The organism is Turicibacter bilis, from assembly GCF_024499055.1.
In the GTDB taxonomy this organism is placed as follows: Bacteria; Bacillota_I; Bacilli_A; order MOL361; family Turicibacteraceae; genus Turicibacter; species Turicibacter bilis.
In genome coordinates this window covers 1,958,097-1,983,297 of sequence record NZ_CP071249.1, presented here as the reverse complement: position 1 = coordinate 1,983,297, position 25,201 = coordinate 1,958,097, and the positions used below count along the sequence as shown (strand labels likewise).

Genomic DNA, 25,201 nt, shown 5'->3' with positions numbered 1-25,201 from the left:
AACATTTTTATTTTACAATACCGCTAATAAGAATGCAAGTATTACATTCTTATTAGCAGCGGATATATGAACACATCAATTAACAACGATTATCCACGATGTTTTTTGATGACTTCATCAGCGATTGATTTTGGAACTTGCTCATAGTGATCCATTTCCATTGAGTAGTTTCCGCGTCCTTGTGTGTTAGAACGTAATGCAGTTGCATATCCGAACATTTCAGATAATGGAACATATGCACGGATAACTTGCGCGTTACCACGAGCTTCCATTCCGTCTAAGCGTCCACGACGTGAAGTGATATCTCCCATTACGTCTCCTAAGTACTCATCTGGGATAACAACTTCTACTTTCATAACTGGTTCTAAAAGAACTGGTTTACATTTGTCATAAGCATTTTTTAATGCCATAGAAGCTGCGATTTTGTATGCCATCTCACTTGAATCGACATCATGGTAAGAACCATCGAATAATGTAGCTTTAACGTCAACTACAGGGAATCCTGATAATTGTCCATTTTGTAATGCATCTTTTAATCCTGCATCTACAGATCCGATGTATTCACGAGGTACAACCCCACCAACTACAGCGTCCACGAACTCGTATCCAGCACCTGGTTCTTGTGGTTCAAATTTGATCCATACGTGTCCGTATTGTCCACGTCCACCAGACTGACGTACGAATTTACCTTCAACGTCTGCAGCTTGAGTGAATGTTTCACGGTAAGCTACTTGAGGAGCACCAATGTTAGCTTCAACTTTGAATTCACGACGCATACGGTCAACGATGATGTCTAAGTGTAACTCACCCATACCTGAGATGATAGTTTCACCAGTTTCTTCGTCTGTATGAGTACGGAAAGTTGGATCCTCTTCAGCTAATTTTTGTAAAGCGATACCCATTTTATCTTGGTCTGCTTTTGATTTTGGCTCAACTGATAAAGAGATAACTGGTTCAGGGAATACCATTGATTCTAAGATAACTTCGTGATCTGGATCACATAAAGTATCTCCAGTTGTAGTATCTTTTAAACCTACAGCTGCAGCGATATCTCCTGCGTATACTTCAGAGATTTCTTGACGGCTGTTAGCGTGCATTTGTAATAAACGTCCAACACGCTCACGTTTACCTTTAGTTGAGTTTAATACGTAAGTTCCTGATTGGATTGTTCCTGAGTAAACACGGAAGAATGTTAACTTACCTACGAATGGGTCAGTCATAACTTTGAATGCTAATGCTGCGAATGGTTCTTCATCAGAAGCATGACGCTCAACTTCAGTTCCATCTTCTAATGTTCCTTTGATTGCAGGAATATCCGTTGGAGCTGGTAAGTAGTCAATTACAGCATCTAACATTAACTGAACACCTTTGTTTTTGAAGGCTGATCCACATAATACTGGGAATAATTCAACGTTGATTGTAGCACGACGGATCGCAGCTTTTAATTCTTCGATTGAAATTTCTTCACCTTCTAAGTATTTCATCATTAACTCTTCATCTAAGTTAGATACTGCTTCGATTAATTGATCACGATACATTTCTGCATCTTCTAAGTGAGCTGCATCGATTTCTCCAACTTGGATGTCAGTTCCTAAGTCATTTGTATACATGTATTGTTTCATTTCAACTAAGTCAATGATACCTTCGAAATCATCTTCAGCACCGATTGGTAATTGAATTGGAAGAGCGTTAGCTCCTAAACGATCATGTAATGTTTTTACAGAGTATAAGAAATCTGCACCTGTTTTATCCATTTTATTTACGAATACAATACGTGGAACTCCGTAAGTAGTAGCTTGGCGCCAAACTGTTTCAGTTTGAGGCTCAACTCCTGATTGCGCATCTAATACTGCTACCGCACCATCTAATACACGTAATGAACGTTCAACTTCTACTGTGAAGTCTACGTGACCTGGTGTATCGATGATGTTTACACGGTGACCATTCCAAGCAGCTGTTGTTGCAGCTGAAGTGATTGTGATACCACGCTCTTGCTCTTGAGCCATCCAGTCCATTTGAGAAGCACCATCGTGAGTTTCTCCGATTTTGTGGATACGACCAGTGTAGTATAAGATACGTTCTGTAGTTGTCGTTTTACCAGCATCGATGTGTGCCATGATACCGATGTTACGAGTGTGATTTAAAGAGAATTCTCTTGCCATGTTCCGTTACTCCTCTCATAGTGAAATACTAAACTTTTAGGATTACTAGAAATCCAGTAATCCTAAAGTTATTTAAAATATTACCAACGGTAATGAGCGAATGCTTTGTTAGCTTCAGCCATTTTGTGAGTATCCTCACGTTTCTTAACAGATGCACCTGTGTTGTTAGCTGCATCGATAATTTCGTTAGCTAAGCGTTGCTCCATAGTTTTTTCTCCGCGAGAGCGAGAGTATTGAACTAACCAGCGTAATCCTAAAGTGATTCGGCGCTCAGGACGAACCTCTACTGGTACTTGGTAGTTTGCCCCACCGATACGGCGAGCTTTAACCTCTAATACAGGCATGATGTTTTCGATAGCTTCTTCGAATACTTCCATTGGTTCACGACCAGTTTTCTCAGCAATGATATCGAATGCATTATATAAAATAGTTTGTGCAGTACCTTTTTTACCATCTTGCATGATGTTGTTGATTAAACGAGATACTAATTTAGAGTTATAAATTGGATCTGGCAAAACGTCGCGTTTTGCTACATGTCCTTTACGTGGCATAATTTAGCCTCCCTTCCATTTTATCGAAAAAAGTTAGATTATTTTTTAGCTGCTTTTGGTTTTTTTGTTCCGTATTTAGAACGACCTTGCATACGTCCATCTACACCTGTAGCATCTAAAGTACCACGAACGATATGATAACGTACCCCTGGTAAGTCTTTTACACGTCCACCGCGAATTAAAACAACGCTGTGCTCTTGTAATTTGTGTCCAATACCAGGAATGTATGCTGTTACTTCTAAACCATTTGTTAAACGTACACGGGCATATTTACGTAAAGCCGAGTTTGGTTTTTTAGGTGTCATTGTAGCAACACGAGTACATACCCCACGTTTTTGTGGAGAGTATAAGTTAGTTTGTTCTTTCTTTAAACTATTGTACCCTACATTTAAATGACGAGATTTAGATTTTGTTTCTTTACTTTGACGTCCTTTACGAACTAATTGGTTAATAGTTGGCATATTAGTCCTCCTCTCATAAACTTAGTCCACTTATCCAGGTGGTTCATTTTAGTTAGAAAAAGTAAGCTTTGCCCGAAAGCAAAACTCACTTTGTTTTTTTAAAAGCCTTTATTAATCTAACATTTTTTTAGAATAATGTCAACAGTTCAAAAAAGTTTTTAATATTTTTCAACAGTATTATTGGCTTTTTTTGATATCTTATTCATCTTCAGCGTCTAAAAAATCAGTTTCATCGAAATCTAATTCGATATCTAATTCATCTAAATCGTCTTCTAATGAAAGATTTACTAAATCATTTGATACTTTTGAATCCGAAGTTAAATCGAATGGTAAAATATCCTCTTCAACTTCATCTTCAATCTTATGTACCGGTTGAATATGATCTTCTCTTAAAACACCTGTTCCGGCTGGGATTAACTTACCAATGATAACATTTTCTTTTAATCCGATTAATTCATCCACTTTACCTTTGATTGCAGCATCTGTAAGAACGCGAGTTGTTTCCTGGAATGATGCAGCAGATAAGAATGATTCTGTTTCAAGAGATGCTTTTGTGATACCTAAGATTGTTGGAATACCTACTGCAGGGCGTTTCCCACGCATGATTGCAGCAGCATTTACACGCGTATAATGAGTCATATCAATTAATGATCCTGGTAAAATGTCAGTATCTCCACCGTCGATAACTTTAACTTTTTTCATCATTTGATGAACCATGATCTCAATATGCTTATCTGATAATTCTACCCCTTGTGCACGGTATACATTTTGTACTTCTTTTAAGATGTATGCTTGTACAGCGGCAACATCTTTAACACGTAATAATTCTTTAGGATCGATTGACCCTTCAGTTAACATGTCTCCAGCTAATACTTCATCACCTTCAGCTACTAATGGTTGTACCCCGTAAGGTAATAAGTAGTTACGGCTTTCTAATTTATTTGTTAATGTAATTTCATAACGGTTTTTAGTATTTGCCTTAATTGTAGTAATTACACCATCGATTTCAGCAATGATTGCACGTCCTTTTGGATTACGCGCTTCGAATAACTCTTGGATACGAGGTAAACCTTGTGTAATATCGGCTCCGGCTACCCCACCTGTATGGAATGTACGCATCGTTAACTGAGTACCTGGCTCACCGATTGATTGAGCAGCCATGATACCAACAGCTTCCCCAACTTCAACCTCTTTACCAGTTGCTAAGTTTTGACCATAACATTTTTTACATACACCTTTTTGAGCATTACATGAGTAAATAGTACGGATATCTACTCCTTCAATACCAGCATCGATGATAGCTTTACCTAATTCATCTGTAATATATACATTGCGTTCTGCAATCTTTTCTTTTGTTACCGGATGATAGATAGGTTTTGCTGTATAACGTCCAACGATACGATCAAATAATGTTTCTACTGTTTGACCACGTTGTTTTAATTCAGTGATATATTGTCCTTTATCTGTACCACAGTCATCTTCACGAACGATTACATCTTGTGCTACGTCTACTAAACGACGAGTTAAGTAACCTGAATCGGCTGTTTTTAAGGCTGTATCGGCTAATCCTTTACGGGCACCATGGGTAGAGATGAAGAACTCAGTTACTGTTAAACCTTCACGGAATGAAGATTTGATTGGTAACTCAATTGTTTTACCAGATGGGTTGGCCATTAATCCACGCATACCGGCTAACTGCGTAAAGTTCGATGCATTACCACGGGCTCCTGAATCACTCATCATGTAAATGTGGTTATCAGCAGGTAACTCATTCATTAATACGTGTTGAATTTCATCTTTTACTTTCGCCCAAACATCGATAACTAAACGATAACGCTCATCATCAGTTAATAAACCACGGTTATAGAACTCTTGGATTTGAGCAACTTTATCGTCACCTTGTTTTAATAAATCCTTTTTCTTAGAAGATACGACTACGTCAGCAACCCCTACAGAAATTCCGGCAACAGTAGAATACTTAAATCCTAAGTCTTTTAAGCGGTCTAACATACGTGATGTTTCAGTTGTTTTATAAATACGGAATACTTCAGAAATGATATCTCCTAAGAATTTTTTCTTGAATGGAGAAACAATTTTAACATCCGCTAAGTGTGCTTTAATATCTGTTCCCTTTTCAACGAAGTACTTAGTTGGTGTAGCACCTTGTAAGTTCGTCATTGTTGGCTCATTTAAGTAAGGGAATGTTTTAGGTAAAATACCATTGAAGATAACTTTTCCTAAAGTTGTGATGATATATTTGCTATTTTGCTCTTCAGTGAAAGTCATGTTATTTAATGCTTTAGCATCTAATGCAATACGAGAGTGTAATGTTACATATCCGTTTGCATAAGCCATCATTAATTCATTTGTATCTTTATAGATATTACCTTCACCAATTGCTCCTGCTTCCTCCATCGTTAAGTAGTAGTTTCCTAATACCATATCCTGAGATGGAGTAACGACTGGTTTACCATCTTTCGGGTTTAAGATGTTGTTTGCAGCAAGCATTAATAAACGAGCTTCAGCTTGTGCTTCTTGAGATAAAGGAACGTGAACCGCCATCTGGTCACCATCGAAGTCGGCATTGAATGCTGTCGTTACAAGAGGGTGAAGACGAATTGCGCGTCCTTCTACAATTTTAGGTTCGAACGCTTGGATACCTAAACGGTGTAATGTTGGGGCACGGTTTAATAATACTGGATGCTCACGAATTACGTCTTCTACAACGTCCCATAATGCATCATCCATGCGCTCAATCATTTTCTTAGCACTCTTAATATTTTGTGCTAAATCACGTTCTACTAATTCTTTCATAACGAATGGTTTGAATAACTCAAGAGCCATTTCTTTTGGTAATCCACATTGATACATCTTTAAGTCTGGTCCTACTACGATTACAGAACGTCCAGAGTAGTCAACACGTTTACCTAATAAGTTTTGACGGAAACGACCTTGTTTACCTTTTAACATGTGAGAAAGTGATTTTAATGGACGGTTTCCTGGACCGGTAACTGGACGTCCACGACGACCATTATCAATTAAAGCATCTACTGCTTCTTGAATCATACGTTTCTCATTGTTAATGATAATATTAGGCGCACCGATTTCTAAATAACGAATTAAACGGTTATTACGGTTAATAACACGACGATATAAGTCATTTAAGTCAGATGTTGCAAAACGTCCACCATCTAATTGAACCATTGGACGTAATTCTGGTGGAATTACCGGTAATACGTCTAAGATCATCCAATCAGGACGGTTTCCTGAATTACGGAATGATTCCACAACTTCTAAACGTTTGATAACTTTCCCACGTTTTTGACCTTGTGCAATTTTTAATTCAGAACGTAATTCTTTCGCTAATTTATCTAAATCTAATGATTCTAATAACTTTTTAATGGCTTCAGCACCCATACCTACTTGGAATGCATTCCCCCATTTTTCATATGCTTCACGATATTCTTTTTCAGTTAATACTTTTTGTTTAATTAAATCAGTTTTACCTGGGTCAATTACAACATAGTTTACAAAGTAGATAACTTCTTCAAGCTCACGAGGAGACATATTTAATAATAGTCCCATGCGGCTTGGAATACCTTTTACATACCAAATATGTGCAACAGGTGCAGCAAGTTCGATGTGACCCATACGTTCACGACGAACTTTTGCTACTGTTACTTCTACACCACAGCGATCACAAACGATCCCTTCGTGGCGAATACGTTTATATTTACCACAAGCACACTCACAGTCTTTTTGTGGACCGAAGATACGCTCACAGAATAATCCATCTTTTTCAGGTTTTAATGTACGATAGTTGATTGTCTCAGATTTTTTAACTTCACCATAAGACCATTTACGGATTGTATCTGAAGATGCTAAACCGATCTTCATATACTTAAACTTGTTAACATCTACCAAGGCGATTCCCTCCTTGCGTCTAATTATTATTCAACTGTTTCTGGAACAACGATTTGATGAGTTTTTACATTCTCAAGATCGCGGATTTCAATTTCATCTTTGTCATCAGATAAGATTTTAACATCCATACCTAATGATTGTAACTCTTTAACTAATACTCGGAATGATTCAGGGATACCTGGTTCAGGAACATTTTCTCCACGTACGATAGCTTCGTATGTTTTAACACGTCCTGTGATATCATCTGACTTAACTGTTAAGATTTCTTGTAATGTGTATGCCGCACCGTATGCTTCAAGTGCCCATACCTCCATCTCACCGAAACGTTGTCCACCGAATTGAGCTTTACCTCCAAGCGGCTGTTGAGTTACTAATGAGTAAGGTCCAATTGAACGGGCATGTAATTTGTCATCAACCATGTGGGCAAGTTTAATCATATACATAACCCCAACTGAAATTCGGTTATCGAATTTTTCACCTGTACGTCCATCATATAATACAGTCTTCGCATCTGGGTCCATACCAGCTTCTGCGATGATTGCTTCTAAGTCTTCAGTTTTAACACCATCGAATACTGGAGTTGCAACGTGAATTCCTAATTTTTTAGCAGCCATACCTAAGTGAATTTCTAAGATCTGACCGATGTTCATACGTGATGGTACCCCTAATGGGTTTAACATGATATCCACTGGTGTTCCATCTGGCATATATGGCATATCTTCTTGAGGTAAGATTTTAGAGATAACCCCTTTATTACCATGGCGTCCGGCCATTTTATCTCCCTCAGAGATTTTACGTTTTTGAACAATGTAAATACGAATTACTTCGTTTACACCTGGTGATAAGTCATCACCGTTACGACGAGAGAAGTATTTAACGTCATGCACAATTCCGTCTCCACCGTGTGGTACACGTAATGATGTATCACGAACTTCACGTGCTTTCTCACCGAAGATAGCATGTAATAAACGTTCTTCTGCAGTTAATTCAGTCTGACCTTTAGCAGTTACTTTACCTACTAAGATGTCATCTTCTTTAACTTCAGCACCGATACGGATAATTCCACGCTCATCTAAGTTTTTAAGAGCGTCTTCCCCAACACCTGGGATATCACGTGTAATTTCTTCTGGGCCTAACTTAGTGTCACGAGCTTCTAATTCATATTCTTCAATGTGAATTGATGTATACACATCATCTTTTACTAAGCGTTCACTCATGATGATGGCATCCTCATAGTTATATCCGTTCCATGTCATGAATGCTACAACGACGTTACGTCCTAAAGCTAATTCTCCGCTTTCCATTGATGAACTATCTGCTAATACTTCACCAGCATTAATATGATCACCTAGGCGAACGATTGGACGTTGGTTTAATACAGTACTTGAGTTTGAACGAACAAACTTAATTAATGGATAACGATCTAATCCTCCATCAGCATCACGACGAACACGGATTTGTTTTGAATCAACGTATTCTACTGTTCCGCTGTTGTGAGCAACTACTGCTTGCCCTGAGTCTTTTGCCGCTACATATTCCATACCTGTACCAACGAATGGGGCTTCAGGAATTAATAAAGGAATGGCCTGACGTTGCATGTTGGCTCCCATTAATGCACGGTTGGCATCATCGTGCTCTAAGAACGGGATACATGCTGTGGCAACAGATACAATCTGTTTTGGTGATACGTCCACGAAGTCAACACGTTCAGCAGGAACGATTAAGTTTTCACCACGATGACGAACAATTACTTTTTCAGGTAAGCAATCATTTGCATCTAAATCTAATCCAGCTTGTGCTACTACATAACGATCTTCTTCGTCAGCAGTTAAATAACGGATTTCCCCAGTTACTTGCATTTTTGTTTCTCCAGTTGCTTCATCAATAACTGGGATAACTTTACGATATGGAGTCTCAATGAATCCAAATTCGTTAACTTTTGCATAAGATGATAAAGAGTTGATTAACCCGATGTTTGGTCCCTCAGGCGTTTCGATAGGACACATACGACCGTAATGAGAGTAGTGAACGTCACGTACTTCCATTCCAGCACGTTCACGTGTTAAACCACCTGGCCCTAAAGCAGATAAACGACGTTTGTGCGTTAACTCTGATAATGGGTTAGTTTGATCCATGAACTGTGATAACTGTGAGCTACCGAAGAACTCTTTAATTGCAGCTGTTACAGGACGAATGTTAATTAAGCTTGATGGTGTGATTCCTTCACTTTCTTGAATTGACATTCTTTCTTTAACAACACGCTCCATACGAGATAACCCGATACGGAATTGGTTTTGTAATAATTCACCTACTAGACGTAAACGACGGTTTCCTAAGTGATCGATATCATCTAAGTAACCTACTGAATCTAATAAGTTGAAGAAGTAACTTACAGATGCAAAGATATCTGAAGTAGTAATGTGTTTACACTCATCTTCTACATTTCCGATAATTTTTACAACTTGATCCCCTTCATTTACTCGTTGTGAATAAACTTCGAATTCTTGAACATAAGTTTGTGTTTCTTCTAAAGGATTCACTAATTCGACTTTTTTAATATTTAAACGATCAATTTTATCAGCTAATACTTCTTCAAAGATACGACGAGTAATTACTGTACCTTCTTCTACTAGTACTTCACCTGTCTCTGAATCAAAGATATCACTAGCTAATTTTTGATTTAATAAACGTTCTTGTGCACTTAATTTTTTGTTGAATTTATAACGTCCAACATGAGCTAAGTCGTATCGTTTAGGATCAAAGAAACGAGAAACGAATAAAGTTCGAGCACCATCGATCGTAGCATGCTCACCTTGACGAAGTTTTTGGAAGATTTCCATTAATGCTTCATCAGAGTTAACAGTTTGGTCTTTTTCTAACGTATTTAAGATATACTGATTTTCACCAAACATTTCGATGATTTGTTCTTTTGTTGAAAGTCCTAATGCACGTAATAAAACTGTAATTGGAATTTTACGCGTTCTATCGACACGAACATAAACAATGTCTTTTGCATCAAGTTCATACTCTAACCATGCACCACGGTTAGGAATTACTTGTGCAGCATATTTTTCTTTACCGCTCTTTTTATCAGTCTCTTTATTGTAGTAAACACCTGATGAACGGACTAATTGTGATACGATTACACGTTCAGAACCATTGATAACAAATGTTCCTGTTGGGGTCATTAAAGGGAAGTCCCCCATGTATACTTCGCTTTCCTTCACTTCCTTAATTGCGTGTGTTTCTTCGTCTTTAATGTGTAAACGAACCTTAACACGTAAAGGGGCAGCATAGTTAGCATCGCGTTCTTTAGCTTCTAAAACAGAATATTTTGGTTCTCCTAAGCTATATCCAACGAATTCAAGCGCTAAATTACCGTTATTGTCTTCAATTGGAGAAATGTCTTTGAACATTTCACGAATACCTTCATCAAGGAACCACTGATAAGAAGCAGTTTGAATTTCAATTAAGTTAGGGAGTTCGAGTGCAACATCAATTCTTGAGTAATTACGACGTTGTCTCTTTTTACCATATTGAACAATTTTCCCTGCCACGCGTTTCACCTCTTTGTTTGTTTATGTAAACTTTTGTTGTTTTTTTTATTCAACACCTAATGTATTTGACTTAGCACATGTAAAATACAAGCAGTATTAGGCATTTTATAATAATATCAAATTTTTTCAATAGTGTCAACGTCTGATAGACTTTAATATAAAATATCCTTTATCTTTGTCGACAACTTCACAATTCCCATAGACTTCTTCCATTTTCGCTTTAGCAGATGGAGCGCCTTGTTTTTTCTGTATTACTATCCAAAGTTCACCATTCTCAACCAAATATTCTTTAGCTTCTTCAATAATAGCGTGAACAACTTTTTTCCCTGCACGGATTGGAGGATTCGATAAAATAGCCGCGAATTCACCTTCTACACCATCATAGCAAAAGCTTTCATACATTGTTGCATTTGAAATTCCATTATCCTGTGCATTCTTTTTTGATAGTTCTAACGCTCGTTGATTAACATCTACCATATGAATATTTCGATTTACATAACTTTTAGCTAAACTCAAACCGATAGGTCCGTAACCACAGCCAACATCTAAAATATTCCCATCTACTTCTGGAACAGTAAAGCTTTCTACTAAAAGTCTAGAACCAAAGTCAACATCTCTCTTCGAAAAGACCCCAATATCTGTTGTGAATTTGAGTTTATGCCCTCTAAGTGTGTAAGCAAAGTCCTTTTCGTCCGAACGAGCATTAACATTGTTAGTATAATAATGCATGATCACAACCCCTTTTGATTTTACCTAAAAATTAGAGAATATGAACATTTTTACATGCTCTATTATTGCCATGTTAAAGTAAATTATTACATTATATGTTTATGAAATAAAAACCTGAGGCGATAAACACACTCAGGTTTTTATTTATATTTCAGCGAAACTTATATTAAAGTTAATTATTTAACTTCAACAGTAGCTCCAGCTTCTTCTAATTTAGCTTTTAATTCTTCAGCTTCTTCTGGAGAAACTTTTTCTTTGATTGGAGCAGGAGTTCCGTCTACTAATTCTTTAGCTTCTTTTAATCCTAATCCAGTGATTTCACGAACTACTTTGATAACACCGATTTTTTTAGCTCCAGCGTTTGTTAAGATTACATCTACTTCAGATGGTCCAGCAGCAGCTTCAGCTCCACCAACAACAGCTACAGGAGCAGCAGCAGTTACACCAAATTCTTCTTCGATAGCTTTAACTAATTCGTTTAATTCTAAAACTGACATTTCTTTGATCGCTTCGATCATTTCAGCAGCAGTTAATTTTGCCATTTTATTTTCCTCCTTCAAATTAGGGATTTTTCCCTTTTAGGTTAATTGTTTAAATTTCAAAAATTATTCAGCAGCAGCTTCTTCAGCCACTTCAGTTGTTTCAGCAGCAGCCTCAGCTACAGGTGCTTCAACACCAGCTTCTTTTTGTTCAGAAACAGCTTTAACAACACATGCCATATTGCGCATTGGAGCTTGTAATACAGAAAGTAACATAGATAATAAACCTTCGCGGTTTGGTAATTTAGCTAATTCCATAACTTGCTCTAATGAAGCAACAGATCCTTCGATTAAACCAGCTTTTAATTCTAAAGCTTGGTGTTCTTTAGCGAAGTTGTATAATACGCGTGCAGGTGCAACAACGTCTTCTTTAGAGAATGCAACAGCAGTTGGACCAACGAATGCTTCACCTAAACCTTCGAATCCAGCTTCAGTCACAGCACGACGAGAGATATTGTTTTTTAATACTTTAAATTCAACACCTTCAGCACGTAATTGTTGACGTAATTCAGTTACTTCAGCAACAGTTAATCCGCGGTAATCAACAACTACTAAAGAAGCTGATTCTTTGAATTGCGCTGCATACTCAGCAACTAATTGAGATTTCATTTCGATTGCAGTAGCGCTCATTATTCACACCTCCTATGTTCGTCTAAGTCCGTAGAAAAACCCTTTTACCCACTAAAATGTGGACAGAAGGGTGTAACTAAGGCATGAAAATAAATAATATATATATCCAAAACCTCGGTAGGATCATTAAGCCAAAGGCCCCTACTGTCTACGGTAATTCTATTCAATTATCAATAAGAAAAATTATTTTTCTAATGATTCAGATGCAACTTTGATACCAGGTCCCATAGTTGAAGAAACAGCGATGTTTTTCACGTAAGTTCCTTTAGCTGCAGATGGTTTAGCTTTTAAAATAGTATCGAAGATAGCTTTGAAGTTTTCAACTAATTTTTGGTCTTCGAAAGATACTTTTCCGATTGGAACATGTACGTTACCAGCTTTATCAACGCGGTATTCTACTTTACCAGCTTTGATTTCATTAACAGCTTTAGTAACATCCATTGTTACAGTACCAGTTTTAGGGTTTGGCATTAAACCACGTGGTCCTAAAACGCGTCCTAATTTACCAACTTCAGCCATCATATCTGGAGTAGCTACAACTACATCGAACTCCATCCAACCTTGTTGGATTTTGTTGATCATATCGCTATCTCCTACGAAATCTGCTCCAGCCGCTTCAGCTTCTTTAGCTTTTTCACCTTTAGCGAATACTAATACTGAACGAACTTTCCCAGTTCCGTGAGGTAATACCATAGCTCCACGAATTTGTTGATCCGCTTTACGTGGGTCAACTCCTAAACGGAAAGCTACATCTACAGTTGCATCAAATTTAGCAACATTAGTTTTCTTAACTAATTCAACAGCTTCTTCTACAGAGTATAAAGTAGTAGAATCAACTAATTTTTTGGCTTCGATGAATTTTTTACCTTTTTTAGCCATTCTAAGTACCTCCTAAATTGTGGTTAACGGAATCTCCTCCCACAGATTTAGGTTGTAATCTACAACCTAAAACGGTAGATTAGTCTTCTACAACGATTCCCATTTGTCTTGCAGAACCTTCAATAATACGCATTGCAGCTTCTACTGTATTCGCGTTTAAGTCTGGCATTTTTTGCTCAGCGATAGCACGAATTTGATCTTTAGTTAAAGTAGCAACTTTTTCCTTGTGAGGTAAAGATGATCCACTTTGAATTCCAGCAGCTTTCTTTAATAAGTCTGATGCTGGTGGAGTTTTTGTAATGAATGTAAATGAACGATCTTCATAAACTGTGATTACTACTGGGATAATACTTCCCATTTGTTCACGTGTACGTTCATTGAATTCTTGACAGAATCCTTGAATGTTCGCACCTGCTTGTCCTAATGCTGGACCTACTGGTGGAGCTGGATTTGCTTTTCCTGCAGGAATTTGTAATTTAACAATACTTTTTACTGCTTTTGCCACGCGACACACCTCCTCTAAGTCCGTGATGTGGTTATTTGGGTGTTTCACCCTCCCACTTGATATGAATCTCATATCAACTACGATAGTTTATCACCTTTTTTTATATTAGGCAAGATTTTTTTTTATTCGACTTCACAAATTTGTCCGAAATCTAATTCGACTGGTGTTTCGCGTCCAAATAAATCCACTAACACACTAACTTTACCATGTTCTTTGTCGATTGATTCGATTTTTCCAACTTGTCCTGAGAATGGACCAGCTGCAACCAATACTTGTTGTCCAACTTCGATATCTAATGATACTTCGACACTTGTAACACCCATCTTCTTAAGAATTGGCATAATTTCTTCTGTTGGAAGCGGAACTGGACGAGTTCCTTTACCACTTGATCCTAAGAATCCAGTTACACCTGGTGTGTTACGAACCATGTACCAAGAATCATCTGTATCGATCATTTCTACTAAGACGTAACCAGGGAAAGTTTTCTTTAACTTTTCTTTACGTACACCGTCTTTGATTGTTACTTCTTTTTCTTCCGGAATCAATACTCGGAAGATTTTGTCTTGCATATTCATTGTTTCAATACGTTTTAATAAGTTAGTCATTACTTTATTTTCATAACCAGCATACGTTTGAACAACATACCAACGTTTTTCCACTATCATGACCTCCTACCCTAGTAAACTCATTACTTGGGAAATCACTAAGTCAACAGCAAAGAAGAAGATTGATAATACAACTACGAAGATTAATACTTGTAATGTATATGTTTTCATCTCTTTTTCTGTTGGCCAAGCAATCTTCTTTAATTCAGCAGACACACCTTTAAAAAACCCTTTTACCTGACTCATCATGTAGCCCCCTATACTATTCTTATTTTGTTTCCTTATGCATTGTATGTTTTCCACAACGCTTGCAGAATTTTTTAACTACAAGACGCTCGCTGTGTGTTTGTTTATTTTTAACCGTTGAATAGTTGCGACTTAAACATTCGTCACAAGCTAAAATTACTTTTGTGCGCATTATTTGACCTCACAATTTTTATATCTTAACTTCATCTACTCTATCAAAAACAACCATCATTGTCAATAAAGCTAGCAACATTGCCCAGAAGATGAGTTTATTTTATTTAAATTTTTTAACTTACTTTTGCATCGACTCAAAGCATTATCTACTTTTTTAGGGGGCACACTCAGAATCGTTGCTATCTCAATATAATTATTATCTAATAAATAGTATTTCAAACACGTTTTTTCAAATTCAGATAAAATCCCCTTTTCTCTTAAAGCAAATTCGAGAAGTAGACGTTCATTCAAGGTGTTATGGTCTCTATCTAAATAATAATAGACTTGTGCCTCAGAAGCTATTGGTAAAACCGGATCACTATAATCAGTTAACAAATCTAAACCAGCGCTTCGTTTAGCTTTACGATATGCAGTCGTAATCGCATTTCGTACACATGTCATCGAATAAGAATAAAAACTAGCAATGGATGTTTCATCAAATGTATAAATCGATTTGATAAATGCCATTCGTCCTTCTTGAAAAAAGTCCTCGTAATCGAATCCAACTCCATAATAAGAAGAGGCGATTTTTCCAATTAGCGGCGAATATTTCTGGATGAGGATATCTAAAGCTGCTTCATTTTGTTCACGAACTAAGTATACCAACTCATAATCATTATATTCAACCTTCACCGTATTCCTCCTAAGACACTATTTAATAGGATTGCGTTTATTATAAATTTCGTACATTAATAAGGCAGCTGCCACTGATGCATTTAACGAAGTAACGTGACCACGCATTGGAAGATAAACTTTGAAATCACACGCTTCACGTACTAAACGACTCATTCCTTTTCCTTCACTCCCGATGACTAAACCTAACGGTAAACTAGCATCTAGTGTGCGGTAATCTTGTGCTTCACTCGCATCAGTTCCAGCAATCCAAAGTCCCGCTTCCTTTAACTGGTTAATTGCTACTGTTAAGTTAGCCACACAAGCCACTGGGACGTGCTCAATAGCACCCGTTGATAATTTAGCAACAGTGCTTGTTAATCCAACTGAACGGTCTTTACGAATAATAATTCCATCTACACCTGATGCATCAGCCGTACGTAAAATCGCTCCTAAGTTATGTGGATCCTCAAGACCATCTAAAATCAGAATGAACGCGGGTTCTTCTTTTTGAGTGGCCTTTTTGATTAAATCATTTAAAGGCATGTATGCATATGGCTCAACGATTGCTAAGACACCTTGATGATTTCCTTTAACATCATATTTATCTTTAGCCATTTGCTCAAACTTTTGCTTAGGTAATACTTTGCAAGAAATGTTTTGTTTCTCCACTAATTCCATTAATCCCGCATCATGTTGAGCAACCGCATCAGTAACAATCACTTCAAAGACTTTGCGTTTTGATTCTAATACTTCATTCACCGTATTTTTTCCGTAAATAACTTCACGATTGCTATCTTTTTTAGAAATAGCTTTTCCTTCTTTTTTAGGAGCTTGTTTGTAATCACGTTTTGATGCTTTATCTTTTTTCGCACCTTTTACTGGTTTCGCCATTAGTTTGTCACCCCATCTTTAAATTCGATACTATAAGACACGATTTCATCTAATCGTTGTGCTTGTTCCGTTAAATATAAATACCCAATTAACGCTTCAAACGCTGTTGAATGGGTATAAGTTAACACATCCGTATTTTTAGGAACGGAACGACTTTTCGTATTACGTCCTTTTTTAACCACTTCTAATTCCTTCTCTGTTAAGAGATTTTGTTCTATTAAATAAGCTAAAGTCGTGGCTTGTGCATGAGCAGAAACATATTTGACTGCTAATTGATGCAGACGATTTGGTTTATTAATCCCACGTCTACAAAGCATCTCACGAACTTTTAAGTCATAGTACGAATCTCCAACAAAGGCTAACATCGTACTATTCATTTGATTTACTTCCATCTTCTCACGCGCCTTTTCTAATATCGTCATTATTATACACTAAATCATTATCTTTTAACGAAAAAGCCAATTCAAACCGTGACTTTCACGAATTCGAGTCATTTCTACGAAAAACTCTAATCTTCTCTTCTAATAAATGGCACTAAACATGAACTCTTTTCTTAAATTCAATAAAAAAGACTCCATCCTTTCGAATGGAATCCTTATTATCATATCTCATTTTATAAAACATTTAAAGCCTGTAATTGTGCTCTTAGCTCATCTGCTTTCGTAAAGTCTTTCGCTTTGCGTGCTTCTTCCCAAGCTTTCATTAACTTGCGCTCTTCTAAAGTTAAACGTTTCTTACTTAAATCAAATCCAAAAATATAAGCCATATTTTGAAGTGTCATTAAGGCATATTTACAAGCTGCATCACTTGCTTTTGCACGTGTCATTTTATTAATTTCTTTAATCACACCGTATAAACTTGTAATCGCATTTGATGTATTGAAGTCATCTTCAAGTGCTGCTGTAAATTGTTGCATTAAATCTTCAATCTCAGGAACGACCTCTCCTTCCACCTCTAATGCTTCGGCTAAATCAAGTTTTAAGTGTAATTGTTCAAACGTTGATTTAATTTTTTGCCACTCTTTCACTGCTAACTGAATATTTTCTTCTGTGTAGTTAATTGGTTGACGATAATGAACCGATAACATGAATAAACGGAAGGCATTCGCATCAATTGCTTCAATTAAATCTTTAACATTAATCACATTTCCTAAAGACTTACTCATTTTTTCGTTATTTAAACCTAAACGTCCCACATGCATCCAGTAATTTGCTAAGCTATGACCATTCATACAGATTGATTGAGCAATTTCATTTTCATGATGAGGGAATTGAAGGTCTGTTCCGCCACCATGAATATCAATCTTACCGCCAAATTCTTTTCCGATCATAACCACACATTCCGTATGCCAACCTGGGCGTCCCGCACCCCAAGGCGAATCCCATGTGATTCCTTTATCAGTTTTTTTCCATAACACAAAGTCTAATGGGTTCTCTTTTTTAGAATCTTCTGCGATACGAGCTCCAACTTCTAACTCTTCAATTTTCTTTCCTGATAATTGACCATACTCACGTACTTTATCAATACGGAAGTACACATCTCCATCAACCGCATAAGCAAATCCACGCTCAACTAATTCATGAATGAACTGAATCATCTCATCCATATTTTCAGTTACTTTTGGCATTGAAGTGAATGGTAAAGCATTTAATAGCTGATTACATTCTAAAAAGTAATTTAAATATTTTTCAGCAATCTCTGCTTCAGTTACTTCTTCTTCAATGGCACGGTTAATAATTTTATCATCCACGTCTGTTACGTTTGAAACAAACTCAACCTCATATCCTAAATATTTAAAATAACGATGAACTAAGTCGAAAAATAATACAGGACGTGCATTTCCAATGTGAATATAGTTATACACGGTTGGTCCACAAATATACATTTTTACCTTATTTTCTTCAATCGGTTTAAATTCTTCTTTCTCACGCGTATACGTATTATAAATTAACATTGTGAGTCCAACTCCTATCTTTCTAGATGTTATCTTCATTTTAATATATTTCGATTAAAATGGCTAGTTAGTATACTCAATCTCATATCCTGTTTCAATCAGTTTTTGAATTAAGCGTTGTTTATGCTCAACATCTAGTGTTTCAACAACAACTGTCACTTCTAAGTCATACATTGATACACCTTCTCGATGACGACTTTGACGAATGACTACCACATTCCCTAATTCTTCGGCGATTGTGTTTAAAAAGGCACTTAATTCTCCGGGCTTATGATTAATGGACACTTTAATTTCTGTTCGTCGTCCAGTCGCAATCATTGCATGATTAATGATACTTTCAATTAGGTTAATATCAATATTTCCTCCAGAAAGAACAGCACCCACTTTCTGACCTTTAAGATCTAACTGACCTGAAAGCATAGCAGCAACTGAAACAGCACCCGCTCCTTCACAAACAAGGTTACAATTCTCGAGTAACAATAAAAAGGCTTGCGAAATTTCTGTTTCTGATACAGTCACAATCTCATCAACGTATTGTTGAATTAAAGGAAACGTTAAATCACCGGGTCTCCCAACCGCAATCCCATCTGCAATCGTCTTATTTACAGGAATTGATTCAATATGACCACTTCGAACTGACTCATACATTGAAGGGGCATTCTTTGTTTGAACGCCAATGACTTTAATATTTGGATTAATGCTCTTAACGGCTAAAGCAATCCCTGACGCAATCCCTCCCCCACCAATTGGTACTAAAATAACATCTAAATCAGGTTGCTCCTTTAAAAGTTCAAGTCCAATCGTTCCTTGACCTGCAATAACATAAGGATCATTAAAGGGATGAACAAACGTTGCCCCAGTTGCTTCTTTAATTTCTAATGCTTTTTGATAAGCCTCATCGTAAACTTCTCCTTCTAAAACAACCTCACCCCCGTATTTACGTGTCGCATAAATTTTTGCAAATGGCGCACTCTTAGGCATGACAATCGTTGATTTAATTCCTAGCTTAGTTGCACTAATCGCAACACCTTGTGCGTGATTACCCGCACTTGACGCAACAACTCCACAAGCTTTTTCTTCATCTGATAAATGAATCATTTTATTATAAGCGCCTCGAATTTTAAATGATCCTGATTGTTGAAGATTTTCTAATTTTAAATAAACTTCTCCTCCTGTTAAATCGCTTAAAGATTCAGAGTAACAAAAATCAGTCTCTTTAATAATATTTCTAAAGTTTCTTGCCGCCTCTACTATCATTTGAAATGTTACAGTTTCCACTTCAATTCCCTCCATTAAACCACTTATCATTCATCCTATATTTTCCACTTATAATTTATCTTTATTGTATCACACAATATATCGAATCATAACTCTTAAAACCATTATATGGATATGTTATAATGAAAATGATAAGTGCATTTAAAAATCCCAATCATACTCAAGGAGGAAATCAAATGAAAGTTATTGCAACACCAAATGCCCCTCAAGCCATTGGACCTTACTCTCAAGCCATTGAAGCAAATGGAACATTATATATCTCTGGTCAAATCCCACTTGATCCACAAACGATGGAATTTGTATCTGATGAGATCGAAGCTCAAGCACATCAATGTTTAAAAAATATTCAAGCGATTCTAACAGAAGCGGGATATGGTTTAGAAAATGTTGTGAAATGCGGAATCTTCTTAGCAGATATGAATGATTTCGCTGTGGTTAACACGGTTTATGGGCAATATTTCTCTGAACATAAACCTGCTCGTGCTTGTGTGCAAGTGGCTCGTTTACCACGTGATGCCAAAATCGAAATTGAAGCAATTGCTGTTAAATAATTTAAAAGGAACCGTCAAACGGTTCCTTTTTTGGTTCTGTGGATAACTTATTTATTCTTTTCAATATATAGTTTTAATGCTTGATTAGCTCTGACTAAAGCAGTAAAGACTAACACCCAAAACCAAACAATCAAACCTAATACTCCTAATCCAATGATAGAGGTAAACAGTCCACCTATTAAATTCATCTTATTCTCTCCCCTCAATTTTTTTAAAACTACCTCATATATACTCACCCTTCTAATAAGATATTCACTTTTGATAAATTAAAAAAGAATTTTCAATGACATCCCTTACTTTTAGATGTTTTCTACATAAATTCCCTCCAAGAATCTAATCCTAATGAAGACACTAGATTTGGAGGTTAATATATGTCAAATAGACTTAAATTTCGTAAATATCTAGTCTTAGCCGCTTGTTTTTTAATCATGGCTGTTTCATTCAGTATTATCAATAACATTACGTCTTTATTTATCGATCCTGTGACGAAGCATTTAAGACTTTCGATTTCATCGTTTTCCTTTGTGTTTACGATTGGTGCCATTACAACAGCCTTGATGTCTCCTATCATTGGTCAACTAATTTCGAAAGTTCCACTTAAAGCTATCATGTCACTAGGTGCGATTCTAGCCGGTGGCGGCTTTTTCTGTTATTCGTTGGCCACTCAGATTTGGATGTTCTATGTGATTGCTGTTATTGTTGGAATCGGAACATCGTGTTTAACAGTCATTCCTATTTCGACTGCTATAACACACTGGTTTGAAGATAAAAAAGGGATGGCACTTGGAATTGCGATGGCAGGTGCGGGAACAGGATCATTCATTTGGATGCAAATTGTTTCAAGAATGCTAACTGATCTTTCTTATCAAGAAACTTATGCCATCTTAGGTTTGATTATTTTAGTTGTTTGTCTCCCACTTACCCTTTTTGTGATGAAAATGCCCCCTGATACAACGATAGAAGCTAAAAAGAAAGAGAAAATCTCCTATAAGGATATTCACTGGAGCATGCAATTGATTCTATTCGCTTTGGGCTTATTTTTACTTGGCGTCAATATTTCAGGAACTAAAATGCATATCCAACCTTATTTAACTCACCTCGGTCACCCCTTAACGTTTAATGCAAATGTCGGTTCAACACAAGCCATTTTTGCTTTATTAGGCAACTTAATTGGCGGGTATGTTTTCGATAAATTAAACTTACGCAACTCTATTATCATTTTTGTATCAATGAGTCTTTTGAGTTACATTTGTTTAATTTATGGTGCATTCGCACCTTTATTGTTTGTTTTCGCAGCTTTGTTTGGACTGTGCTTATGCCTTCCCTCAATGCTTCCATCTTATGGAACCAGTGCTTTGTTTGGTAAAGAGCACTATGCGATGCATCTAGGATTTATTAATATGATTTTCACATTTGGTGGCGCACTAGGGCCAATGATTTCAGGATTTATTGCTGATCACTTAAACTATACCTTAGTTTGGGTAACGTACTTTGCTTTAACCGTTCTCTATTCGATTTTCTTATTAATTTCTTTAAGGTCAAAAAAACCTCAGACTTAATCTGAGGTTTTTTTGTCTTATATTAGATAAATTTCTCAATACGAGAAATAACTGTGTCTTTTCCTAATAAGGCTAAAGCTTTTGGTAAATCTGGACCATGCATTTGTCCTGTTGTTGCAATACGGCAAGGCATGAATAACATTTTCCCTTTAGCTCCGCTTGCTTTTCCAGCTGCTTTAACAGCTGCTTGGATTCCTTCAGCAGTGAAATCTTCTAAAGCTTCTAATTGTTCTTTGAATGCTTTTAATGTATCAGCAACACCTTCTTGAGCAATAAATGCTTGTGCTTCTTCATCTAATGTTAATTCTTCTGAGAAGAATTCATCGTATAAGTCAACGATTTCAGCACCGTATGATAAACGATCGTGGAATAAAGAAACTAATTCAACAGCCCATTGATGTGTGCGTCCTTCTAAAATTCCCGCTTCAACTAAGTGAGGCATACATAATTCTAATAACTCTTCCGCTTCTAAAGCTTTGATATAACGGTTATTGATGTAAGCTAATTTAGCTTTATCAAATGTTGAAGGTGATTTAGATAAACGTTTTTCATCGAATAATTCGATTAATTGTTCATGAGATAAAATTTCTTCTTCGATTCCTGGAGACCATCCTAATAAAGCAATGAAGTTGAATAATGCTTCTGGTAAGTATCCCATGTTTGCATATTGCTCAATGAATTGAACAGTATCTTTATCACGTTTTGATAATTTCTTACCATTTTCATTAACGATTAATGTCATGTGAGCAAATGTTGGTACATCCCATCCAAAAGCACGATAAACCATCATTTGTTTGGGTGTATTTGTAATATGTTCTTCTCCACGGAACACGTGAGTGATTTTCATTAAATAGTCATCCACAACAACGGCAAAGTTGTAAGTTGGGATTCCATTACTTTTCATAATGACCCAGTCACCGAAGTCTTCTGAGTTGAATGAGATTTCACCACGAACGATATCATTGAACGTATAAACTTCATTTTCAGGAACTTTAATACGAACAACATATTCTCCACGTGCCTCTAACTCAGCTAATTCTTCACCTGTTGCATTTAAACAACGACGAGAGTAATGAATATTATCATGGCCATGAGTTGACATTGCTTCGCGTTCTGCCTCAAGCTCCTCACTTGTACAATAGCATTTATAAGCTAATCCTTTTTCGATTAACTCATCTACATATTTACGGTAAATATCTAAACGCTCTAATTGGCGATATGGTCCATACTCCCCACCAACATCAAATGATTCATCCCATTCAATACCTAACCAACGTAAGTAGTTCATTTGAGATTCTTCTCCACCTTCTACGTTACGTTCAATGTCAGTATCCTCAATACGTAAGATAAAATCTCCACCGTGGTGTTTAGCAAATAAATAATTGTATAATGCCGTTCTAGCATTTCCGATATGTAAAAATCCTGTTGGACTTGGTGCATAACGAACACGAACTGTCATAATCTTGCCTCCTAATTAAAATACTACTTTTATTCTTTTCATATTATATACGATTGAAACAAAATATTAAATATTTTCACAGAAAAAAAGCTAAAGTCAACCTTTAGCTTTCAATCTCTTATAAGGAGTTTCACCTCTTTAGTATAACAGGCACTAAACATTAAAAAATGAAGTTCTTGTTAAAATCATGTTAAACCTTGATTAATTGGCACCTTTTTTAAATAATAAGACCACGCATTCAGCTGCAATTCCCTCTTCACGCCCAACGAAGCCTAATTTCTCACCACGAGTTGCTTTAACATTGACTTGATCCAAATTAGCGTCTAAATCTATTGCCAAATTTGCACGCATCGCATCAATGTGTGGTCGCATTTTAGGGCGCTCTGCATAAATCGTTGCATCTAAGTTCCCAAGAACATATCCAGCTTCATCCATCATCGCTTTCGCCCCGCGAAGTAAGACACGTGAATCAGCTCCTTTATATTGTGGGTCAGTATCTGGAAAATGCGCACCGATATCACCTCTCGCTAAAGCACCAATAATGGCTTCTGTTACCGCATGACAAAGCGCATCTGCATCACTATGACCTAGAAGTCCTTTCGTATGCTCAATTTCAACTCCACCTAAAATTAGCTTTCGTCCTTCGACTAGTTGATGAATATCCGTTGAATGTCCAATTCGAATCATCCTTATCTCTCCTTCCTGTTAATCAAATAAATCCTCTAAATCAATTAAACCTAGTGAATATTGTTCAATTAACTCAGAAACAGCCCCATATTGAAGACTTTGTTTAATTGTTGGATTATAAAAAGTGGCTGATACAAAGCTAACTACAATAATCACAATAGATGCAATACTAGAAATAATTAAATAACGTTCTAAACCCTTCTTTCGCATGTAAGTCACCAACTTTCTTAATCTAATTTTTCACTAATTCGCTTATATCCCAAGTAACCAATATAGATTGAGGCAATTCCAATATTTAAAAACAATAAACCTAATCCTAATATCGCAATCATAAGTCCTGCCGATAACTGGAATAGTAAAAAACCTCCAATAATTAAGCGAAGAGCAGTAATTAAAAAGAATAGTGAGACAAACAATGAGATAATGCAAACAACAATAAAAATTGCCTTTTTAATTACATCATCGTTTGTTTTCTCTCTTATATTAAAAACAATCTGCTTGTTTTGTGCGGATACAGTCTCTGTATCAGTAAATGATTGTTTAATCTCCTGTGCAACTTTTTTAGGTGACCCTAGTTTAGATAAGATTTCACGTTCATTGATCTTTAAGTCAATCATTTCATTAATTTGTTCCTCGTAAGATTCTAAAATATCTTTACGATCATCTTCTGAAATTCCCTGTAACTCTTGATATAACTCTTCTAACCATTGATTAAGAACATTCATTAATTAATCACACTCCTTTCAATAAACGTTGAACAGAATCTACCATCTGATCCCATTCTCTTATTAATGTTGCCAAATAAACTTCCCCTTCAACTGTCATTGAATAATATTTACGTGGAGGGCCTTCATTCGATTCTCTATTATACGTACTTAAATATCCTTCTTTCGTTAATCTTCTTAACAATGGATATATCGTACTTTCTGTGACCTCTATATAAAATGAAACTTTCTGAACTGTTTCATAACCATATAAATCATCTTGTTGAATTAATTTTAAAACACATAGCTCTAAAACACCCTTCTTATACTGTGCATTCATAATCCATCTCCTAACAACAATAAGCTGCTATTCTAACCTCCCTTTGAATAAGTTATCTATCAAAAAGACTTGTGATATGATAACACAAGTCCATTAAATTTAAAATATTTGTAACTATTCAGCCACCAAGTAAACGAATTCCGTTTATTGGTGGTTTTGTTA

At 36.4% G+C, this 25,201-nt stretch carries 26 protein-coding genes and 1 other annotated feature; of the genes, 2 read left to right on the top strand and 24 right to left on the bottom strand.

From position 1 onward, the window contains the following. Positions 1–89: 89 nt before the first annotated feature. The 18 genes from fusA to ilvA form a co-directional block, all read right to left on the bottom strand. The gene (gene fusA, locus J0J69_RS09545) at positions 90–2,162 is read right to left on the bottom strand and encodes an elongation factor G (RefSeq protein WP_055275529.1); all 2,073 of its coding nucleotides are present in this window, start codon (positions 2,160–2,162) and stop codon (positions 90–92) included. Positions 2,163–2,242: 80 nt separating this feature from the next. Further along, entirely contained in the window at positions 2,243–2,713 is a 471-nt protein-coding gene (rpsG, locus tag J0J69_RS09540; protein ID WP_006784426.1) for a 30S ribosomal protein S7, read from the bottom strand. A gap of 38 nt (positions 2,714–2,751) precedes the next feature. Beyond that, the gene (gene rpsL, locus J0J69_RS09535) at positions 2,752–3,174 is read right to left on the bottom strand and encodes a 30S ribosomal protein S12 (RefSeq protein WP_055243034.1); all 423 of its coding nucleotides are present in this window, start codon (positions 3,172–3,174) and stop codon (positions 2,752–2,754) included. Between the two features lie 198 nt (positions 3,175–3,372). Beyond that, positions 3,373–7,098 carry a DNA-directed RNA polymerase subunit beta' gene (rpoC, locus tag J0J69_RS09530; protein WP_055243036.1) on the bottom strand — a complete coding sequence of 1,242 codons (3,726 nt, stop codon included), beginning with the start codon at positions 7,096–7,098 and terminating at the stop codon, positions 3,373–3,375. Between the two features lie 26 nt (positions 7,099–7,124). After that, a complete protein-coding gene (gene rpoB / locus J0J69_RS09525; RefSeq protein ID WP_055305251.1) occupies positions 7,125–10,655 on the bottom strand; it encodes a DNA-directed RNA polymerase subunit beta in 3,531 nt (1,176 codons plus the stop codon). Positions 10,656–10,790: 135 nt separating this feature from the next. Further along, the gene (locus tag J0J69_RS09520) at positions 10,791–11,384 is read right to left on the bottom strand and encodes a class I SAM-dependent methyltransferase (protein ID WP_055243040.1); all 594 of its coding nucleotides are present in this window, start codon (positions 11,382–11,384) and stop codon (positions 10,791–10,793) included. Positions 11,385–11,560: 176 nt separating this feature from the next. Beyond that, positions 11,561–11,926 (bottom strand): 50S ribosomal protein L7/L12, encoded by a 366-nt coding sequence (gene rplL / locus J0J69_RS09515; RefSeq protein WP_055243042.1) that lies wholly within the window; start codon positions 11,924–11,926, stop codon positions 11,561–11,563. 63 nt (positions 11,927–11,989) lie between these two features. Continuing rightward, positions 11,990–12,553 carry a 50S ribosomal protein L10 gene (gene rplJ / locus J0J69_RS09510; RefSeq protein WP_055305253.1) on the bottom strand — a complete coding sequence of 188 codons (564 nt, stop codon included), beginning with the start codon at positions 12,551–12,553 and terminating at the stop codon, positions 11,990–11,992. A gap of 24 nt (positions 12,554–12,577) precedes the next feature. Then, positions 12,578–12,725: a sequence feature (ribosomal protein L10 leader region), on the bottom strand. Between the two features lie 11 nt (positions 12,726–12,736). After that, entirely contained in the window at positions 12,737–13,432 is a 696-nt protein-coding gene (rplA, locus tag J0J69_RS09505) for a 50S ribosomal protein L1 (RefSeq protein ID WP_055243046.1), read from the bottom strand. Positions 13,433–13,511: 79 nt separating this feature from the next. Beyond that, positions 13,512–13,937, bottom strand: coding sequence for a 50S ribosomal protein L11 (gene rplK / locus J0J69_RS09500; RefSeq protein WP_055243048.1), 426 nt, complete (start codon positions 13,935–13,937; stop codon positions 13,512–13,514). Between the two features lie 122 nt (positions 13,938–14,059). Continuing rightward, positions 14,060–14,596 (bottom strand): transcription termination/antitermination protein NusG, encoded by a 537-nt coding sequence (gene nusG, locus J0J69_RS09495; protein ID WP_055243049.1) that lies wholly within the window; start codon positions 14,594–14,596, stop codon positions 14,060–14,062. A 12-nt stretch (positions 14,597–14,608) separates the two neighbouring features. Continuing rightward, positions 14,609–14,788 carry a preprotein translocase subunit SecE gene (gene secE, locus J0J69_RS09490; protein WP_055243051.1) on the bottom strand — a complete coding sequence of 60 codons (180 nt, stop codon included), beginning with the start codon at positions 14,786–14,788 and terminating at the stop codon, positions 14,609–14,611. Between the two features lie 22 nt (positions 14,789–14,810). Next, positions 14,811–14,960, bottom strand: coding sequence for a 50S ribosomal protein L33 (gene rpmG, locus J0J69_RS09485; protein WP_081448230.1), 150 nt, complete (start codon positions 14,958–14,960; stop codon positions 14,811–14,813). A 71-nt stretch (positions 14,961–15,031) separates the two neighbouring features. Then, positions 15,032–15,634, bottom strand: coding sequence for a sigma-70 family RNA polymerase sigma factor (locus J0J69_RS09480; RefSeq protein ID WP_055243052.1), 603 nt, complete (start codon positions 15,632–15,634; stop codon positions 15,032–15,034). Positions 15,635–15,652: 18 nt separating this feature from the next. After that, positions 15,653–16,507, bottom strand: a complete 855-nt coding sequence (rlmB, locus tag J0J69_RS09475) for a 23S rRNA (guanosine(2251)-2'-O)-methyltransferase RlmB (RefSeq protein ID WP_082417956.1) — start codon at positions 16,505–16,507, stop codon at positions 15,653–15,655. After that, positions 16,507–16,899, bottom strand: a complete 393-nt coding sequence (locus tag J0J69_RS09470; protein WP_055243087.1) for a Mini-ribonuclease 3 — start codon at positions 16,897–16,899, stop codon at positions 16,507–16,509. The genes rlmB and J0J69_RS09470 overlap by 1 nt, the downstream gene beginning before the upstream one ends. A gap of 221 nt (positions 16,900–17,120) precedes the next feature. Continuing rightward, complete coding sequence (gene cysS / locus J0J69_RS09465) at positions 17,121–18,461, bottom strand: cysteine--tRNA ligase (protein WP_212725737.1); 1,341 nt, start codon at positions 18,459–18,461, stop codon at positions 17,121–17,123. A 63-nt stretch (positions 18,462–18,524) separates the two neighbouring features. Continuing rightward, positions 18,525–19,739, bottom strand: a complete 1,215-nt coding sequence (gene ilvA / locus J0J69_RS09460; RefSeq protein WP_082411201.1) for a threonine ammonia-lyase — start codon at positions 19,737–19,739, stop codon at positions 18,525–18,527. A gap of 176 nt (positions 19,740–19,915) precedes the next feature. Here ilvA and J0J69_RS09455 point away from each other — a divergent pair, with 176 nt between their 5' ends. After that, the gene (locus J0J69_RS09455; protein WP_055243058.1) at positions 19,916–20,290 is read left to right on the top strand and encodes a RidA family protein; all 375 of its coding nucleotides are present in this window, start codon (positions 19,916–19,918) and stop codon (positions 20,288–20,290) included. A gap of 47 nt (positions 20,291–20,337) precedes the next feature. Here the strand turns inward: J0J69_RS09455 and J0J69_RS09450 are convergent, their stop codons facing one another. Beyond that, complete coding sequence (locus tag J0J69_RS09450) at positions 20,338–20,478, bottom strand: hypothetical protein (RefSeq protein ID WP_172676261.1); 141 nt, start codon at positions 20,476–20,478, stop codon at positions 20,338–20,340. A 183-nt stretch (positions 20,479–20,661) separates the two neighbouring features. Between J0J69_RS09450 and J0J69_RS09445 the strand changes: the two genes are divergently transcribed. Further along, positions 20,662–21,849: an MFS transporter gene (locus tag J0J69_RS09445; protein ID WP_055243059.1), complete on the top strand. Its 1,188-nt coding sequence runs from the start codon at positions 20,662–20,664 to the stop codon at positions 21,847–21,849. A 22-nt stretch (positions 21,850–21,871) separates the two neighbouring features. Here the strand turns inward: J0J69_RS09445 and gltX are convergent, their stop codons facing one another. The 5 genes from gltX to J0J69_RS09420 all read right to left on the bottom strand — a co-directional run bounded on the left by gltX (position 21,872) and on the right by J0J69_RS09420 (position 25,039). After that, positions 21,872–23,308, bottom strand: coding sequence for a glutamate--tRNA ligase (gene gltX, locus J0J69_RS09440; RefSeq protein WP_055243062.1), 1,437 nt, complete (start codon positions 23,306–23,308; stop codon positions 21,872–21,874). 201 nt (positions 23,309–23,509) lie between these two features. Beyond that, entirely contained in the window at positions 23,510–23,995 is a 486-nt protein-coding gene (ispF, locus tag J0J69_RS09435) for a 2-C-methyl-D-erythritol 2,4-cyclodiphosphate synthase (RefSeq protein ID WP_055275520.1), read from the bottom strand. 18 nt (positions 23,996–24,013) lie between these two features. Continuing rightward, positions 24,014–24,205, bottom strand: coding sequence for a hypothetical protein (locus J0J69_RS09430; RefSeq protein WP_055243067.1), 192 nt, complete (start codon positions 24,203–24,205; stop codon positions 24,014–24,016). Positions 24,206–24,222: 17 nt separating this feature from the next. After that, positions 24,223–24,720 (bottom strand): DUF1700 domain-containing protein, encoded by a 498-nt coding sequence (locus J0J69_RS09425; protein WP_055275518.1) that lies wholly within the window; start codon positions 24,718–24,720, stop codon positions 24,223–24,225. 7 nt (positions 24,721–24,727) lie between these two features. Beyond that, entirely contained in the window at positions 24,728–25,039 is a 312-nt protein-coding gene (locus tag J0J69_RS09420; protein ID WP_055243069.1) for a PadR family transcriptional regulator, read from the bottom strand. Positions 25,040–25,201 lie beyond the last annotated feature (162 nt).

Excerpts from the sequence above, each read along its gene's own strand:
- J0J69_RS09430 (WP_055243067.1), bottom strand. The coding sequence starts at position 24,205 with ATGCGAAAGAAGGGTTTAGAACGTTATTTAATTATTTCTAGTATTGCA.
- J0J69_RS09450 (WP_172676261.1), bottom strand. The coding sequence starts at position 20,478 with ATGAATTTAATAGGTGGACTGTTTACCTCTATCATTGGATTAGGAGTA.
- rplA (WP_055243046.1), bottom strand. The coding sequence starts at position 13,432 with ATGGCTAAAAAAGGTAAAAAATTCATCGAAGCCAAAAAATTAGTTGAT.
- gltX (WP_055243062.1), bottom strand. The coding sequence starts at position 23,308 with ATGACAGTTCGTGTTCGTTATGCACCAAGTCCAACAGGATTTTTACAT.
- rplL (WP_055243042.1), bottom strand. The coding sequence starts at position 11,926 with ATGGCAAAATTAACTGCTGCTGAAATGATCGAAGCGATCAAAGAAATG.
- cysS (WP_212725737.1), bottom strand. The coding sequence starts at position 18,461 with ATGTTAATTTATAATACGTATACGCGTGAGAAAGAAGAATTTAAACCG.
- fusA (WP_055275529.1), bottom strand. The coding sequence starts at position 2,162 with ATGGCAAGAGAATTCTCTTTAAATCACACTCGTAACATCGGTATCATG.
- secE (WP_055243051.1), bottom strand. The coding sequence starts at position 14,788 with ATGAGTCAGGTAAAAGGGTTTTTTAAAGGTGTGTCTGCTGAATTAAAG.
- J0J69_RS09455 (WP_055243058.1), top strand. The coding sequence starts at position 19,916 with ATGAAAGTTATTGCAACACCAAATGCCCCTCAAGCCATTGGACCTTAC.
- J0J69_RS09520 (WP_055243040.1), bottom strand. The coding sequence starts at position 11,384 with ATGCATTATTATACTAACAATGTTAATGCTCGTTCGGACGAAAAGGAC.
- J0J69_RS09445 (WP_055243059.1), top strand. The coding sequence starts at position 20,662 with ATGTCAAATAGACTTAAATTTCGTAAATATCTAGTCTTAGCCGCTTGT.
- rlmB (WP_082417956.1), bottom strand. The coding sequence starts at position 16,507 with ATGGCGAAACCAGTAAAAGGTGCGAAAAAAGATAAAGCATCAAAACGT.
- J0J69_RS09425 (WP_055275518.1), bottom strand. The coding sequence starts at position 24,720 with ATGAATGTTCTTAATCAATGGTTAGAAGAGTTATATCAAGAGTTACAG.
- ispF (WP_055275520.1), bottom strand. The coding sequence starts at position 23,995 with ATGATTCGAATTGGACATTCAACGGATATTCATCAACTAGTCGAAGGA.
- J0J69_RS09470 (WP_055243087.1), bottom strand. The coding sequence starts at position 16,899 with ATGGAAGTAAATCAAATGAATAGTACGATGTTAGCCTTTGTTGGAGAT.
- J0J69_RS09420 (WP_055243069.1), bottom strand. The coding sequence starts at position 25,039 with ATGAATGCACAGTATAAGAAGGGTGTTTTAGAGCTATGTGTTTTAAAA.
- rpmG (WP_081448230.1), bottom strand. The coding sequence starts at position 14,960 with ATGCGCACAAAAGTAATTTTAGCTTGTGACGAATGTTTAAGTCGCAAC.
- rplJ (WP_055305253.1), bottom strand. The coding sequence starts at position 12,553 with ATGAGCGCTACTGCAATCGAAATGAAATCTCAATTAGTTGCTGAGTAT.
- rpsG (WP_006784426.1), bottom strand. The coding sequence starts at position 2,713 with ATGCCACGTAAAGGACATGTAGCAAAACGCGACGTTTTGCCAGATCCA.
- rpsL (WP_055243034.1), bottom strand. The coding sequence starts at position 3,174 with ATGCCAACTATTAACCAATTAGTTCGTAAAGGACGTCAAAGTAAAGAA.